Origin of the sequence: Bacillus sp. 220_BSPC (genome assembly GCF_001054655.1) — a bacterium.
Lineage (GTDB): Bacteria > Bacillota > Bacilli > Bacillales > DSM-1321 > Peribacillus > Peribacillus frigoritolerans.
Genome location: NZ_JVPL01000111.1, coordinates 1 through 16695, shown reverse-complemented (window position 1 = coordinate 16695; position 16695 = coordinate 1). Strand labels below are relative to the sequence as shown.

General features: G+C 41.2%; 12 protein-coding genes. 5 read left to right on the top strand and 7 right to left on the bottom strand.

The features are described from left to right. Positions 1 to 121: 121 nt before the first annotated feature. The 3 genes from ADA55_RS07550 to ADA55_RS07540 all read right to left on the bottom strand — a co-directional run bounded on the left by ADA55_RS07550 (position 122) and on the right by ADA55_RS07540 (position 6112). The gene (locus ADA55_RS07550; protein WP_048681475.1) at positions 122 to 2191 is read right to left on the bottom strand and encodes a SpoIID/LytB domain-containing protein; all 2070 of its coding nucleotides are present in this window, start codon (positions 2189 to 2191) and stop codon (positions 122 to 124) included. A 323-nt stretch (positions 2192 to 2514) separates the two neighbouring features. Continuing rightward, positions 2515 to 4521 carry a penicillin-binding transpeptidase domain-containing protein gene (locus ADA55_RS07545; RefSeq protein ID WP_048681470.1) on the bottom strand — a complete coding sequence of 669 codons (2007 nt, stop codon included), beginning with the start codon at positions 4519 to 4521 and terminating at the stop codon, positions 2515 to 2517. 154 nt (positions 4522 to 4675) lie between these two features. Further along, positions 4676 to 6112 carry a hypothetical protein gene (locus tag ADA55_RS07540; RefSeq protein ID WP_048681468.1) on the bottom strand — a complete coding sequence of 479 codons (1437 nt, stop codon included), beginning with the start codon at positions 6110 to 6112 and terminating at the stop codon, positions 4676 to 4678. A 464-nt stretch (positions 6113 to 6576) separates the two neighbouring features. Between ADA55_RS07540 and ADA55_RS29230 the strand changes: the two genes are divergently transcribed. Continuing rightward, entirely contained in the window at positions 6577 to 6720 is a 144-nt protein-coding gene (locus ADA55_RS29230) for a hypothetical protein (protein ID WP_153246105.1), read from the top strand. A gap of 28 nt (positions 6721 to 6748) precedes the next feature. Here the strand turns inward: ADA55_RS29230 and ADA55_RS07535 are convergent, their stop codons facing one another. Further along, positions 6749 to 7066, bottom strand: coding sequence for a hypothetical protein (locus ADA55_RS07535; protein WP_034315725.1), 318 nt, complete (start codon positions 7064 to 7066; stop codon positions 6749 to 6751). A gap of 547 nt (positions 7067 to 7613) precedes the next feature. On the opposite strand from ADA55_RS07535, the gene ADA55_RS07530 reads away from it, so the two are divergent. From ADA55_RS07530 to ADA55_RS30385, 3 genes are all read left to right on the top strand, one after another. Beyond that, positions 7614 to 8507, top strand: coding sequence for a helix-turn-helix domain-containing protein (locus ADA55_RS07530; protein ID WP_048681463.1), 894 nt, complete (start codon positions 7614 to 7616; stop codon positions 8505 to 8507). A gap of 489 nt (positions 8508 to 8996) precedes the next feature. Beyond that, positions 8997 to 10622 carry a hypothetical protein gene (locus ADA55_RS07525; protein ID WP_048681461.1) on the top strand — a complete coding sequence of 542 codons (1626 nt, stop codon included), beginning with the start codon at positions 8997 to 8999 and terminating at the stop codon, positions 10620 to 10622. Beyond that, complete coding sequence (locus ADA55_RS30385; RefSeq protein ID WP_048681460.1) at positions 10615 to 13587, top strand: DEAD/DEAH box helicase; 2973 nt, start codon at positions 10615 to 10617, stop codon at positions 13585 to 13587. Before ADA55_RS07525 ends, ADA55_RS30385 begins: the two co-directional genes overlap by 8 nt. 127 nt (positions 13588 to 13714) lie before the next feature. Here ADA55_RS30385 and ADA55_RS07515 read toward each other — a convergent pair whose 3' ends face one another. After that, positions 13715 to 14323, bottom strand: a complete 609-nt coding sequence (locus ADA55_RS07515; RefSeq protein WP_048681456.1) for a LysE/ArgO family amino acid transporter — start codon at positions 14321 to 14323, stop codon at positions 13715 to 13717. A 123-nt stretch (positions 14324 to 14446) separates the two neighbouring features. Between ADA55_RS07515 and ADA55_RS07510 the strand changes: the two genes are divergently transcribed. Then, complete coding sequence (locus tag ADA55_RS07510) at positions 14447 to 15892, top strand: PLP-dependent aminotransferase family protein (RefSeq protein WP_048681453.1); 1446 nt, start codon at positions 14447 to 14449, stop codon at positions 15890 to 15892. 70 nt (positions 15893 to 15962) lie between these two features. Here ADA55_RS07510 and ADA55_RS07505 read toward each other — a convergent pair whose 3' ends face one another. Together ADA55_RS07505 and ADA55_RS30380 are read right to left on the bottom strand one after the other, a co-directional pair. Then, positions 15963 to 16379: a hypothetical protein gene (locus ADA55_RS07505; RefSeq protein ID WP_048681449.1), complete on the bottom strand. Its 417-nt coding sequence runs from the start codon at positions 16377 to 16379 to the stop codon at positions 15963 to 15965. Positions 16380 to 16464: 85 nt separating this feature from the next. Then, on the bottom strand, positions 16465 to 16695 hold a 231-nt coding region (locus ADA55_RS30380; RefSeq protein ID WP_048681446.1), incomplete at its 5' end, for a hypothetical protein.

The following is a 16695-nucleotide window of genomic DNA, read 5'->3' as shown; positions in this document are numbered from 1 at the left end:
ACTCGTGAGTTTTCGCCTTTTACTCGTGAATTTGCAGCATTTACTCGTGAATTTGATGAAGAGTCTTGATGCCATAATAAAATAGAGCAAAAAAGGACGTCATTATTGACGTCCTGCTCATTCATTTTTTTATATGTTTTTTTAATACATACCCAATTTGGCTTCCCTTTTTCACTTTGTACCACTCATCTTGTTGAGCCAGGATCGTTACAGATTGGTCCCTGTATAGATTCCCAACCGTTTCAGAAGATGCATTTCTATTTTCTTTAATATATAATTCGCTTGCTGTCACTATTCCCGTCGTCTTCCTTATCGAGATTTTCGTAGAAATGGTTTTCTGATTGTCACTCTTATCCTTAGCTGAGATTGTCACCGTAAATATGCCGCTGGACATATTTTTGAAATCCCATGTTGCGGATTGCCTGCCTTTACTGAACGGCCTTTCAGAAAGGATACCGACAACCTTCCCTTTACTGTTCTTAATTTCCACTGTTACATTGGCGTTTTCATTAATTATATATGTTATGTTCGCTTGCTCGGTACTATAGTCACCCGATGTTTTGACTTCGGTGATTTTCGGTGCCGACGTATCTTTACTGATCTTAATCGGCATTGTTGCCAAACCTTCATTCCCGTTGCGGTCCATTGCTGATATTTCTGCTTCATATGTACCGTTACTCACCGCTGTTGTGTTCCAGATTGCTGAATGGGTACCCTTTTTCATTGTTTGGTCACGGACTGGGGTAGCTATAGATTTCCCTTTACCATCTTTAATCGTAAGTGTTACCACAGTATCTTCTTTTAGGGAGTATGTGATTCCAACCTCATCATTGACATGATCCGTTTGCGCTTCCATGCTTACTGAATTCGGTTCTGCCTTAGCGACAAGATCCGTTTTAAATCCAGCGCCTGGTCCATATTCCCTTTCTATAGTTGTGTCAGGATAATAAAATCCCAAAATATCTAGATAGGATTGTCCTGCTTCCGCTCTGTTTTTCGCCCCAAACTGACTTAGCCCGACACCATGCCCATATCCTGATCCTTTAATAGAAATTTTGGGGTGATCGGAGGATGAATGGTCAACCAGATAGCTTTTCATCACCTCTTGCCCCACCATGCCCCTGATTTTGGAAGCTGATACATTAGTAAGCTTAACTGTTTGCGGCAAAAGCTTTCCCCCGTCATCAACGAGATCCCTTACATAGAAATTCAATTGGATGGAGCCTTTCGTTACACGGCCTCCCGTTTTCTCATCTGAAAATGTTAACAAGGGAATCTCCGTTATTTTGATATCTTTCTGCGCATATCCATTATTCTTCAGCCAAGCCTTAAGCTTCGGCACAACCGTTTTATCTTTTTCCTCTACACTTGTCCACCATTCTTCCGGTTTAGATAAGTCCATTTTTGAAAGGTCGATTTGCTGCTTGTCCAGCGTTATCTCCCAACTGGTTTTCGGATCATAGAAATCTTCTTTTATAGATAAATATGCAAGGGGGTTGCCACTTGACCAAACATTTGAATTCGATTCGGTCATCCCTCCATTGCTTGAGGAAAAGAACGCTTCGATTATTTCGCCATCATGCTTGATTACCATGCCCTTCGTCTGCTCAATGGCTGAATTAGTTCGATAGTGACCGGCAGCCCCGCCATATACTTGGTAAGAAACCGTATCATCAATTATTGTGGATTGATGGCGAAGTGCATAGGTCCGGGCGGCAATCGCCTGTGCTTTTAAGGCTTCGGCATGCCATAATGCAGGCATCTCCAGCGGGACGACGCCCTTTAGATAATCTTCCATATAAACAGTATTGATCGGCCGGATGTAACCGTCCTCCGCTTTAAATGAAAATGAGCCTTGATACGGACGGCCGTTTATGGATAATGAAGAATCAGGTTTAACTGGTATTACCTTAAAAGAAGCATAAGATCCCTTTTTCTTAGATCCTTTGTATACGGCAAGTTTAGCCGACTCCACTTTCAAAGTTAGATTTTCCCCCGCCTTTATGAATAGCTCTCCCCCTGATGTACGGTAGTCACCAGTTGCCGTTATTTCGGCGCTGGTTCTATTGCCCAAATAATTCTTCAGTTTCACTTCCATCGTTGAATTTTCTTCTGCTGCCGTCGCTTCATGAGAAGGAAATGCAAAAAATGTGATAAAGAAAGCGATAAACAAATACTTTAATCTTTTCATTCCTTTTCATCCTCATTCCCATTCTATTCATCTTTCAAGGATTTTTGAATTAATCCTATTCAATCCATCGGCATGTGGTAACATAACGGCATGGATGATGTCACTCTGTAAACATCATGATTTCAGGACGTCCCTAGTATACTAGCAAGTTATTGAACTCCCTTTTTACATTCTGTATGCACGACTCATTCTCCTTCAAATCCAGCTTCATTGCCGCCACAAATTAGAATCCACAACCAAAATAAAGCAGGACATGGAAGAAGCCAATGTCCTGCTTTTTAATGTTAAATGCTTGCCCAGTTTAAGGTGGGTGACTTTTTTCTTTACTTCAAATACTTCTTCAACACCGGTTTCATTTGATCGACAACGACATGGCTGCCGCCTCGTCCTTTTACATCTTCCGTCATCCATGCCATGAGAAGTTCCGGGTCTTCTGTGTCCATGGCAACAAACCAGCCGTTTTCTGTTCCGTCCGCGTTTTTGGATGCCTTGATTTCAGCAGTTCCCGTTTTGGCAGCGATTTTGATGCCAAGATCAGCTATTCCATGTCCGCTTCCCTTAGGATGCTCCACTACTTGTGTCAGCATCTTGGTGACCTGATTCGCTTGGTCTGCAGATATCGCATTTTCTTTCCATATTTTCTTTTCTATTTTATCTCCTGTTATTAAGAAAGGTGCAGGAATGTTTCCTTCATTCAAGAAGGCTGAATAGGTCATGGCGAGGTGGAGCGTGCTCATTTGAACTTGCGCTTGACCATATCCAGCATCTGCCAATCTCCCCTCACTGTCGATCTTGCCGATGCTCGATGCTTTGATCGGATAATCATAATTCAAAGACTCATCAAATCCGAAAGCCTTGAGTCCATTCGTGAATTTTTCCTTTCCAAGCCCGAGAGCTTTTTGGGCAAAGTAAATGTTATCTGAATAAATTAATGCCTTTTCCATATCGATCGGAACACCAGGGTCCGAAACCCTTGTAATGGAATGATCTTTCCATGTCGATTTGGCCCACGTTTTCCCTTGGATATTGATCGACCCTTTCGGATCCACACCATTTTTCAAGGCGATCGACGCAGTGAGGGCCTTAATGGTTGAACCAGGTGCATACGTCGAACTGAAACGGTTCAGAAGTGGTTTTTTCGGGTCTTCTTCAAGCGCTTTTTGTTCTGCTTTCGTTATTCCGAAAATATATTTATTAGGATCGAATGACGGACTTGAAACTAGCGCAAGCGTTTCGCCTGTCTTCGGATCAATTGCCGATGCCGATCCAACTTCGTTCTTATATTGCTTGAAAATATCCTTTTGAAGCTCGGCGTCGATGGTCAATGTAATTGTTTCTCCCTCTTCAGCAGGCTTTTCAGCAATCACCTTTTCTTCGCCATCTTCGGTTTTAATGAAGATTTTACCGCCAGGTTTGCCTTTAAGCCGCGCTTCCAACACTTCCTCAAGACCTCGCTTGCCAATAACATCACTTGCGGTATATCCTTTTCCTTTCAATTTCTCCAGATCCTCGGCCGATGCCTCACCGACATATCCGATTAGATGGGCAGTGGCCTCTTTATACGGATATATGCGCTCTTCCGTATTATTGACAGATACCCCGGCAATGCTCAATAGCTTTTCCAAAGTTGCGCTATTATCATTTGACATTTTCTTGATGGGCACGAAATAGCTTGGCTTTACCCATGTTTGTTTTAATTTCTGATTCACTTCGTCAGTGGACATGTTGAGGATTCCAGCGACCTTTTTAACCGTTTCGGATTCGTTGGCCATTTTCTCTGGCACGATTCCCACTTCTGCCACCGTTCCATTCATGGCGAGGCCGCGTTCATTTCGATCGACAATTTCCCCGCGAATGGCTGGATACGTTTCAACCGATACCTTCTCACCAGCTTCCAATTGAGGGAATATGTAGCTCTCATCCCACTTGATGTACCAATTTTCTTCCTCGCCTTCCCCTTCCTTGACAAGTGTCGCTTTATGTTCAGAGCTGACAGCGCCCGCCATAGTGGACATATCAACGGTATATGCAAGGCTTACCTTTTCTCCATCTTTATGATCTTTTTCTTCTTTTGGCTGTTTATAGTCCACCTTTAATTGGTCGGCTTCAATGCCCGTATAGATTTTTTCATAACGCTTCTCAAATTCATCCGCACTGATTTCTTTCCTTGTCTCAGGTGACAGATACTCGTACATCTTCGCAAAATCTTGTTTATTCCAAAGCTTTGTGTATGCCGCAAAGCGCTCTTCCGGACTTGGCTCATCCGAGCAAGCGGCCAGGAACAATACGCTCATCAACAATAAGCTGGAAAATAAAGCTAGTTTCTTCATGATTTCCTCCTAAAGAATAGTTAGAATGATATACCTATAGTTTAGCAAAATATTAGGGAAATGGGGGATTTTGCATGCTGAATTTCTTCACATTTCTAATTAACCATGTTTTTTCTAAAACAAAAGTCCCGTACATCGCGTACAGGACTTTACTTTAAAGCATTCTTTTTTTTCGGCTTTTTTTCTCTTGCAGCCATTTTTTCAGGAAGATGAAGCCGAGGATGGCCGAAATGATGAGTCCGCTTGTCGTTACAATGACAGCTACCCATTCGTATAAGCTGTAATCCATATACGCTTTCCATGGCAATTTCCCTTTCCAATCTTCAATATATAGATTCATTCCGAATATCCCGGAGATCACCGTATAAATCGTTAGTATCTGCAAAAGATAATTACTTCTTTTCCCAGACAGTTTATCCTGATTTTGATAAAGGTAGGAAAGTGTTTCCTTCACTTCACTGTAGAGAGGGGCAATCCTGAAGGTTTCATCCGTTTTTTTGAAAAGCTCTTTACCGATTGCCGTACTATTCACTTCAGTGAATAAGTACTTTGCAGAAAACTGAGTGATCATGAAAATCAGCTGTTCTGTATCCGATTGATCTTTTTCCACATCAATCTGGGAATGTTCATGAGCCAATTTAAGCAGTACGATCTTATAATAGAAGAAAAGCAACAATGTATAAAAATGCTGGCCGTACATTTCGCTTGCCAGTTCTTGTTCCAGTTTACCTGTCGCTTTCGTGACACACGCGAAATGATACATGCTAGTTACATAATAGGTTTCCTTGCCCCACCTGTCATATACCCTTTCTTGATAATACTTTTCTATATAATCAGGGTTTAATGCGCCTATATATGGCTCACCATCATTGTCATACCCGTTCAGCTCACTGATCCGGAATAAATCATTTTTAGAAATATCACGATTATCAGGGAATGCCGTATAACTGATCACATACATTCTTTCATCAATGAAAAAGGGCAAACTCCCAAAATAGGTCGGATCCGCTTGTTCTTCATCCATATATTCCTCAATAGGCGGCAACAGTTCATTGAAGATGAAATCCTTCACTTGTTCATACTGATTTTCCCGGCAGCCAACTTTCGTTTTTTCTTCATCATCAGCAATCGGTTCGAGGATTCTAAATGTATCACCAAAATAGAGCACATCATTATGTGAAAGCCCTTCAGGTAAAGTAACACGAAGATTCATCATGCCGATATGAAATGGGCATATGAAGATATCTATAGAGTTAATAATAAATGGGGTATTTAGATAGGGTGATTCGAAGGTACAATCAATATCCAATTTTTTCGTGAAACGCCGCAAGCCTTCCTTCTGTTTTGCATGACCCGGAAATAAAATCGGCTCGATGTATGGCATGAAGTACTTTTCCAATTTACGGTGTGAAACTTTATGGCCGCCGTAAAATTGATTTTGTTGTTCCATATCTTTCAAGTTCAAAAAAACGAAATTGTCCTCAAGCAATTTTTCAACAAACTTTTCAATCATTTTTCCTTCAAGTGTAAAGGGAAAAATGAACTGCTGGAAAGTTCGCTTCGTGGGATCATTCTTCACTTTCACATCCATAAAATATATTCCTCCGATTAAACTGCTATAAACACAGGTTTAATTCATCTTATTTCTTATATTTACCCATGTATATACAAACAAAACGAAACATAATATAGAAATAAAGTGGACAAATTATCCAAAAAAACAAAAAGATCCCCCAAGCAAGTGCTCGGGGGCCATCGAAAAGAGTTCTTCAACCCTCTTCACTTTAGGGTACTAGAAACTGATGTTTCTAATGAAAAATCCGATATTCGGACCATTTTAGCATTTTTTTAAAGTATGATAAAACACGAAATTCCTCCATATTTAGGCTTTACCACTTATTATCATCTAATTAATCCTTATATGCAGGGATAGACAGATGAAAATATAACTCTAGGAATAATTACGTTATCTTTTTGTTCATTATTCCCTTTATGAGGAAATCACGTTTTAATTAAAAAAAAATGGGTAAATAAAAAATGCAAAGGAGAGACATCATGAAATCCGATAGAAATAAACAACACTTTAAATTTTTTGAAAGAACAAATAACGCTAAACCAAGTGAAAGGAAACAATTGAGCGATTTCATCAAAAAGAAAATGAATGCTCAAAACTCTCATTTAAATGGTAAAAACTCATGACATATGGGATGTCATGAGTTTTTATCGTTTAAAATGCGATTTCATTTCCCTGAAGGTTGTGCTTCACACATTTTTTGATACCGATTACATTCAAAAAGTGTTTAATTTTCTTCATTGAGGTTGCCTGATATTCATCCGCAATGGAAAACTCTTTAATATAGGCGATTTTTTCTTGTACATCTGTATCTATATGATCTTGGCTGTATTCTTTTTCATCTGATTTTTGGCATGTGTACACCACAGCTTCGCCAATATTCCTTGTTGCCTTATCAAAATAAAAAGAAAACACAATGGCACATTCATCATCGTAAAAAGAGGGTTGAACTTTCATATTAATATCAATCATTAACCTTACACCTCTCTCCATTTTGTTATTTACACTATAACAAAATCATTAAAAGGAAATAGGCGTTACAAACTACCCTCACGTTTCTTCCACGCCTACCAAATGAACCTTACACTCCCCATTCATAGATAATTATAACTACAGGAATATGCGCAAAAGAATAATCAACCAAAAATGATAATAAAAAAACATCTTCAATTGAAGATGCTTGAATCAGTTATAGTAAGCTTCATTTACTTATTTATATAAACCTGGAAGTTCTGCGTAAAGGCCTGGTAATTCGCTTGGGACAATAACAAAAGCAGCGATGATAAGAAAAGATACGACTAATGCTTTAGTACTTTTTTTCATAGGTCATTCCTCCTTTTCTTTTAAAAAAATATTGGTTAAAATAGAAATAAATTCTATAGTTATATTTAACCACACTTCTTAAAACCATATATTTCGACTAAAGAATCTATTTAAACCGTTCAGGACCTGTACATACCGCTTTCACCGATTTTTCATAACAAAATATAACTCTAGGCATATTTTAAGGAGAATCAAAATGGATTTTTTTGCAGTTGGACAAAAGATCAAAGAACTACGTAAACAAATCGGGCTTTCCCAGGAAGAGTTGGCAACCGGTATTTGTACACAAGCACAGATCAGTAAGATTGAAAAGGGCGATGTCTATCCATACGCATCCACTCTCTATTTAATTTCCCAACGTTTAGGCGTTGATGTAAACTATTTTTTCGATATTGGAATGACCCCTAGGCTGGATTACGTGGAAGAAGTGATTTATCAATTAAAAATAGCCAGAAGAACCCGAAATTATGAGGAAATGCAGCAAATTGTAAAGGCTGAGGAAAACAGTCCCCTCTTTCTTCAGAATAAAAAGAATCATCAATTGATTCTTTGGCACAAGGGAATATACGAATATGAAAAAAATAAAGATTTAGATAAAGCCATCGATTTCATTAATCAGGCCATAGCCATTACCCATACGACAGACAAAATTTATTCGGAACGGGAGCTTGAAATCTTAAGCAGCCTTGGTGTAATGTATGTAGCCGAAGAACAGTACGAAAATGCATTCGCCTTGTTACGGAAAGCTTTAGATCACTTGAAAGCCCTGCCCTTTTTGACGGATAAAACGCTTAAGACACGTCTATCCTATAATTTCGGCAGAGTGTTAACACGCCTGGTCCGATACGAAGAGTCCATTGCCTGCTGCCAAGATGCCATAAAGTGGTGCCTCGAACATGACCAATTATATGCTTTAGCGGATTTACATTACCATTTAGGGTATAATTTTGAACTAGTAGGTAACTTTGAAGAGGCAAAAGAGTACTTGGAAAAGTCAGCGTTTCTATTCAATTTACAAAAAAATCATACCTTTGTTACATTCATCAACAAAAAGTTGGACAGTTGGAAGAATGAAATGAAAATTAACTAATTTCATATTTTAGAGCCATTCCTGCGGGAATGGCTCTTCCCATTAACAAGAATATGTATAATCTCACACTCATCATTTTCAAAACCTCTATTCTACATTTTAAATTCCAAGCCAAAATGAAGTATAATAAAGAGATGCTTCAAAAAACGCACATTAAAAAAGGGTTCCGGCCCCTCATCACTTAGTTTTGTGAAGCTAATGAGGATGAAGGATTCCTTGCATGTTCATCGTGAATGCCGGTTATTCCTGTTTATATCCGAACCGCTTATATTCAAGCGGATTTTTGACGATATTGACTTTTACAGGGTATTTATGAATATAACGGCAAGAAGCAGTGATTAAATCGAATAGAACGTAAAGAGAACGGCCATGTTCCGGCATTCGATCAAATATACACAAAGCCGAGACGGGATTACGAAAAGTTAAGAACTGATGGTTCATGATCATACAAAAATATATAACTAGGGCTGGTCCCTGAAGGAGGAGAGTATGGAGCGGGAGTTGTTGTTAGTTGGGGAGCGGCTGGCGGAATTTTTGGAGGCCGGGGATCCGGAAGATTCGGATGTGGTGAATCAAGGGCTCCAGTTATACCGTCAGGGGCTCGTTGATATTAAAGAAGAAGCGGTGGATACGATTGCGGCTGAGGTACAGGAAGAGACAAGATTTAAGGCCAGGCTGAATCTGCTCTCCCCACAAGATGGAAGCTGTACATGTGATTCAAGGTTCATTTGCCGGCATCAAATGGCCGTTTTCTTTTCTGCATATTCCGAACACGCTAGTGTTTCCGAATGGCTGGGCGATTGGAAAGCACCTAAAAACGCCTCAGCCGCCCAAGCACTGCAGCAGGTGAAACCGGCAAGTGAATTACTTAAACAGGCGGCCGGGAGATCCATCACCTTAGATAAAAGCTATCCATCATGGAAGCAATTCGTGAATGATGCCTTTGCGGAACATGTCGAGCCCCATATAGGCGAGGCTACTTACATGATTGAAAATCATATACAAACTTACTTTAAACGCCTTAGCTCAAAAGCTCCAATGGAAAGGGAATGGAAGTTGCTTTATCATTTCGTTACGCAATTTTGCACAATGCAGCAGACACTGAGAATGATTCAGCTGCATAAAAGTGAGACGCAAACGATCAGGGTCTTTTATGCACTTGCCGTCGACCTGGCAGAAGAGCTGCATGAAACGGTACAGCCGCTAAGCAGGCAAGCGCGGCCTTTCGCCTTTGATCCCTTCGTTTTCAGCATCAAGGAAGATGTAGCTAGACTGCTGGATGGAGGTGAAGGCCTCGAATATGAAAAGATCGACCTGTACCGGGAGATATGGAGCTACTTATTCTCCAACTCCTCATGGCGTAAAGAGGAACTTGAACGAATCAATAAAGAACTTCCCGAGAAGTATATGGGCACCACTGAGAGGACGTCCTATATCCTCGCAGCCATTCACCTATCCCTTTTGGAAAACCATGATAAACAAGCGATTGAGCTTCTCCATGAATTGAAGAAGGATGCCTGTCCATACATTTTTTATTGGCTGAATCTCCTGGCTGAATCTGAAAACCGGGCACGGGCCATCCCTTTCATTGAATTCATCAATAATAATGTCCAGGAATTCCTTGCCGGTCTATCCGATTATTATAAACGGGTAGATTTCGTCCGGACCTTTACGACTTTAATTAACAGTTGCTGTTATAAATTAAAACGGACCGATTTGCTTGAGAAATTTTACAGGGCCACCCTTCCGCACAGCTATTGGAACTATGCAAATTTCCTTTTTGAACAAGGACAATACAAAAAATGGGTGGAGATGCATATTTACTCGGAAATCAGCATTGACTTAATCAGCAGTGAATCCATTAAAGAAGTGGTATCAAAAGAACCGGAACTAATCCTGCCCCTTTATTATCATGCGGTCCAGGAAAAAGTTTCTTTGAAAAACCGGCCTGCTTATAAGCAAGCTGTCCGTTATTTGAAAAGGATGCGCACCATCTATAAAAAGAGCAAAAAGGAAGACGTATTCGAACGGTATATACTTTATGTAGCAGATTCGACCAAACGGCTTCGCGCTTTCCAAGAAGAACTAAAAAGGGGTAAGCTTATCGATGTTTAATCCAGGGAAATTAAAAATCAAAATAGCCGCTCTCGAAAACGGAACTTACGCCCTTGGTGTCGTCAATGAAGAGAATACCTTCCTCACCACGAATCATATTCGCAGGCTGTTATTCAACTGGGATGACGCAAGCTTTTATGGAACTAAAATGACTACGGATATAGTGGATGGAAATCAAGTATTCATTCTTGACGCTTGGGGACTTCTCAACTTTTTTGCGAGGGAAAGCTTTAACTCCTTCATAGAATGGGAATGGTCCGAAATATCCTCCCTTTGCCTGTCAGCAGCGCCCGTTCTTCATGAATCCATAGAAGCTGGAATCCCCGTACCGGATTTCACTAATCTTCAATTGGACTCCATCGGCTGGAAACTGCCTGAAGAAGTGGAAGAGGAATTCGTCCCGTCCTTTTGGGAAGAAGAAATATCTTTGGATCTTCCTTCACCTGAACCGGAAACCAACCGAACTTTTATCGAAAAGTGGTATAACGGTGCCGCTAACATGTATTTAAAAAACTATTCACCCATGCAGCATAAATGGAGTGAAGCCGTCGGGGCATTAAAGGATACTCGACTTTCCCCCGAAGAATTACAGGCCTTTTTTGACAAAGATAGCTGGCAGGAATGGCTCGGTACCCTGCCCGACCCAAAACCATTCACTATAGGTCTCCGTTTAACTGAGCCACCTGAGGGTAATGGGCCTTGGATACTCGATGTTACCCTTCGTTCCAAAAGGGATGAGAATATCATTGAAACATATACAGGAAAAAAACTGCCGCGCGGCTGGAACAAGTATGCAAGTGATGTGGTGCGTGCCACGAAACGCTGGCAACTCGTCGTGCCATGGCTTGGGGAGAATGGCCGTCTGAAAAGGGAGATTTCAGAAACGGACGCATGGGAGTTCTTGACCGATGCAAGCGAAAAACTCCTGTTTCTTGGCGTCGAAATTCTCCTTCCATCGTGGTGGCTTGCCTTGAAGGAATCCTCATTGAAGGTCAAGGCGAAAGTGAAGAGCCAATCGAATCGCGGCCCGTCTTATGTAGGGTTAAAAGCTTTGATGGACTTTGATTGGCGATTCTCATTAAATGGCAAAGAGCTCACTGAGGCGGAGTTCGAGGAGCTCGTCAATGAAAAAAGGCGGCTTGTCTTCATCCGCGGCCAATGGGTCAAGCTTGACCCAGCTTTCATTAAACAAATTCAGGAGCTGATGGAAACAGCCAATGAAAAAGGCATCCAACTGACTGACTTGCTGCAGCAGGAACTGTTGAATGGCATAAATGAAGATGGCGATGACGATTCTGAAAACGATGAAATGCTTCGGATTCAGTTTGAATTGAACCAGGAGCTCCGTAAAATGGTGGGAAGGCTCAGGGAAACCAAGAACATATCCGTCCTGCCCGTCCCTAATGCACTTCAAGGAGATTTACGCCCTTATCAAAAACTGGGCATGAGCTGGCTCCTTTTTTTAAGGGAGCATGGTTTTGGTGCTTGTCTAGCCGACGATATGGGACTTGGAAAAACAGTCCAGATGATTGCCTACCTGCTTCATGTGAAAGGCAAAGAAGGAGCTGGTGAAGAGCTGCCCACTGCGCCCAGGGACGAACAAAAGAGTGAACCGATCATCGTCGAAGAGGATAGCGGCACAGAGAGCAGTGATGAGGCTGAGGCCATTGCCACTGCCCCCGAATCCGTCTCTGTTCAATCGGCGCTAATCGTCTGCCCGACATCGGTCCTTGGCAACTGGCAAAAGGAATTGGAAAAATTCGCACCTTCACTTAAAGTTCACCTTCACTATGGATCGAATCGTGCTAAAGGTGAAGCATTTACTAAACTGGCATCCGATCATGATATTGTCTTAACATCATATGGACTGACACACCAAGATGTGGCTGAACTGACCTCGATCCATTGGAGCAGCGTTATCCTTGATGAAGCACAAAACATCAAGAATGCCCAAACGAAGCAATCCAAGGCGGTGCGAAAGCTAAATGGCAGACATCATATCGCCTTATCGGGTACGCCGATGGAAAACCGTTTAAGTGAGCTATGGGCGATTTTCGACTTCATCAACAAAGGTTATCTCGGAACGCTAGGTCAGTTTCAGGAGAAATATGTGGCGACCATTGAGCGTGATGAACAGAAGGATAAAATCAAGGAATTACAGCGTTTGATACAGCCATTTTTGCTTCGCCGTACAAAACGCGATAAAGAAGTCGCTCTTAATCTTCCGGATAAGCAAGAACAAAAGGAATTCGTACCGCTTACCACCGAGCAAGCATCGTTGTATGAACAACTGATTAAAGATACATTCACTGATATCGAACAACTGTCTGCCTTTGAAAGAAAAGGAATCATCCTCCAGATGCTGAATAAGCTAAAGCAACTTTGCAACCATCCAGCTCTTTACTTAAAAGAGACGGAAAAGGAAAACATCATGAAGGCACCTAACCGATCAGGCAAACTCGAGAAGCTGACCGAGCTTATCGATGCGGTCCGCGAACAGGATGAAAGCTGTCTCATTTTCACACAATATATCGGGATGGGCAATATGATTAAAGAATTGCTGGAAAAACGATATGGCTTTGAAGTGCCATTCCTGAATGGGAGTGCGAACAAGAAGCAGCGTGATGAAATGATCACCCGATTCCAAGATGGGGAATTCCCTATTTTCATACTCTCATTGAAAGCAGGCGGCACGGGTCTTAATCTTACAGAAGCAAACCACGTGATTCACTATGATCGCTGGTGGAACCCAGCTGTTGAAAATCAAGCCACCGACCGTGCTTACCGAATTGGTCAACAGCGTTTCGTTCACGTTCATAAGCTAATCTGCACAGGGACCCTGGAAGAAAAAATCGACCAGATGCTTGATAAAAAGCAAGCCTTGAACGACGAAATCATCAGCAGTGATAACTGGATCACCGAACTTTCCACAGAGGAAATCAAGGACTTGGTCGCTCTTCAATAACCTGATTTCACATATGAAGATGATTGAGGACAAAAAAAGGAGAATGCATATAGATATGCATTCCCCTTTTTTTTACATAGGCGTCCTGTTATACATGGCATCGTTTGGTTCGAAAACGTTTATTGATTCAAAATAGCGACTTCACCATATAGAGGGCTGTGATCCAAATGATGATTGCAGATATTTTATTTAATATTCCAAGGAATTTTCCAGATGTATCAACCTTTTTCAGCAATCGTCCCGCAAGACATAATCCGTGGAACCAGCACCATGACACAAAGATGCACGTCATGGTGAAAATCATTTTATCTTTTCCTGAATAAACAAGTGAGCTCGAACCGATTACACCTATCGTATCCAGGATTGCATGCGGATTCAGTAATGATACGGATAGAGCAAATACAATTTGTTTTTTTGTCGACATCTGCATGGATTGGACACCTGACTGTGAGTTTGATTTGGCAAACCAAATCTGAAAGCCCATATACAATAAAAATATAACGCCGATTATGATTAATGTAAGTCGCAACCAATCGTATTGCATGACAATCAACGAAACACCTAAAATAGCTAACAGAATGAGCACCGTATCGCAAATTGCAGCCGTGATCGTTGCTGGCAATGCTTTTTTTATTGTAGGTTGGATTGCTCCTTGATTAAAAATGAAAACATTTTGCACTCCCAATGGAAGTATCAGCCCGAATGCCAATAATAATCCATGAAAAAATGGCCCCATATGAATACCCCCTTCCCTCATATTCAGTATAATGAGTAAAACAAAGGAATTGACCCTCCAATTGGTTGGTCTTCAAACCAACCAATTTAAAGGAATATAGAACATGAAAGGAGTGGTTTTCGTATGTTTATCGAATGGAGACCAAACCGGTCTTCCGCGCAATCACTTCACCAACAAATAGTAGATTGGATCAAACAACAAATTACACGGGGGGAATGGCCAGTTGACACTAAGCTTCCATCTCAACGCTCATTGGCCGACTCATTTTGCGTAAACCGAAGTACTATCATCACAGCCATAGATGAGTTGATTGCAGACGGATTATTGGAAACTAAGCTTGGGTCTGGCACTTTCGTTTCCAATAATACATGGAATGTGCTCGTCTCCAGCAAACAGCCCGACTGGAAAAACTACGTCCGGAATGGCCTTCATGAACCTAATTTAAAAACGATTCAGGATATTAATCAGTATGAAACGGACACTGCCATCATCAGATTAGGCACAGGTGAATTATCTCCAGCTCTGTTGCCTACAAAGCAAATCGAAAAGACGTTGCGATCCACTTTCTTTGATGCGCACTCATTAGGATATTCCGAACCCAAGGGTGACAAGAGACTTCGCCAATGTATAAGTGTTTATTTAGAAACAAAAGGGATCAACGCAAGTCCCAGCTCCCTCATGGTCGTTTCTGGCGGGCTCCAGGCACTCCAGTTGATTTCAGTTGGTTTACTTCAAAAGGGATCGATGATTTTACATGAGTCCCCTTCCTATTTAAATTCCGTCCACCCTTTTCAATCTGCGGGCATGCATTTAGTAGGTTTATCAAGACAAGGACATGAAAGTATCCCGACACAAATGAAGCGCATCAATGGGAGGAAGAAAGCGTCACTGTTTTATACTGTCCCAACGTTTAACAATCCAACGAATACTACATGGTCAAAAGAAGAAAGACTTAACCTTCTATCACTATGCAAAAAAGAACAGATCCCGATTATTGAAGATGACGTATATAGTGATTTGTGGTTTGATTCGGAACCGCCGCCGCCATTAAAATCCCTTGATGCAGATGGCCTTGTATTGCACATTGGCAGCATGTCCAAAACTTTAAGCCCAGGATTGCGCATCGGCTGGATTGCTGGCCCCATAACTGTGATTGAACGTTTAGCGGACATTAAAATGCAAATGGATTACGGTTCCAGTGCACTTTCCCAACACCTTGTGGCAGAATGGTTAGCAACTGGTCAATATTCAAAGCATTTAGAATGGCTAAGGCAAGAACTGATGGAACGCAGGGATTTTACATTAACTCTTCTCAATCAATATTTTAAGGGACTGGCCGAATGGCAAATACCTCAAGGCGGATTTTATATATGGCTAAAATTATGTAAACCCATCGTGAATCCAAACCTTTTCAAGCAAGCGATAAAGGAAAACATACTTCTTAATCCGGGATACATATACGAACCAAATAACCATACACATATACGGCTATCATATTCATACGCAACGGAGGAACAATTAGCTTATGGCATCCAAACCCTTTCAAAGATCATTCGGCGGTTGGTTTGACATCTCCAAGGATAGGAAACGCTCATCATGGCGAAACATTAATGGAGCTGCCGTGGCAGCTCCATCCATATCACTTATTGGCAGCTTTAATTTTCACGTTCCGCTCTTTTTGCTGAATGATGAAAAAAGAATGGTGATAGCCATGATTGATCATGATATGATCTAGGATTGCAGTAAGCGCCTCCCCCTTATTCGCCTGATAAGTCTCTGAACTTTCCTCAATGATGATTTTTTCTTGGTGGGGGTCATAATTAATAGATGTTTTAGCACCTCTTTCAAAAAAAGAAAGGGTTACCTCCTGACATAGAGGAAAATCCTGATAGGGTGAATCTGAGCGGGGATCCTTTTCAAAGGGAGAATGGACGTGCTGAAGTGCATCAAAGAAACTCGGTTTTGTAAGATATGACCTTTCGCTTCCTCTCCTTTCGAATTTCACTGTAATTCCAAAACTACTTACTTTATTGCTGGATTTCTTCTTATAATTCATGGATACCCTCCTTTTATTAGGTTCTTTATACCTAATTCTTTTCCCCTATACCATTTACCTGCCAGATAATGAAAATACTTCCTCACTAATAGATTTCCATATTAGCACGGTGAAAACGAAGCAAACCATTTCCAAAATCAGCACGAAAGAATTCAAAATCAGGAAATCTTAGTGCGCAAAAGCAGCCCACTTGGATAAGAGGGCCCATACTGTAGTTGAAGAAAGCGAGTTGCCTACAGTTTTTTTCTTTGAAAACGTTCCGGCTTATTTCAGAAATCCGCTCCCTTTCCGCCGACTGTCTGCCAAGCCTCCTCGA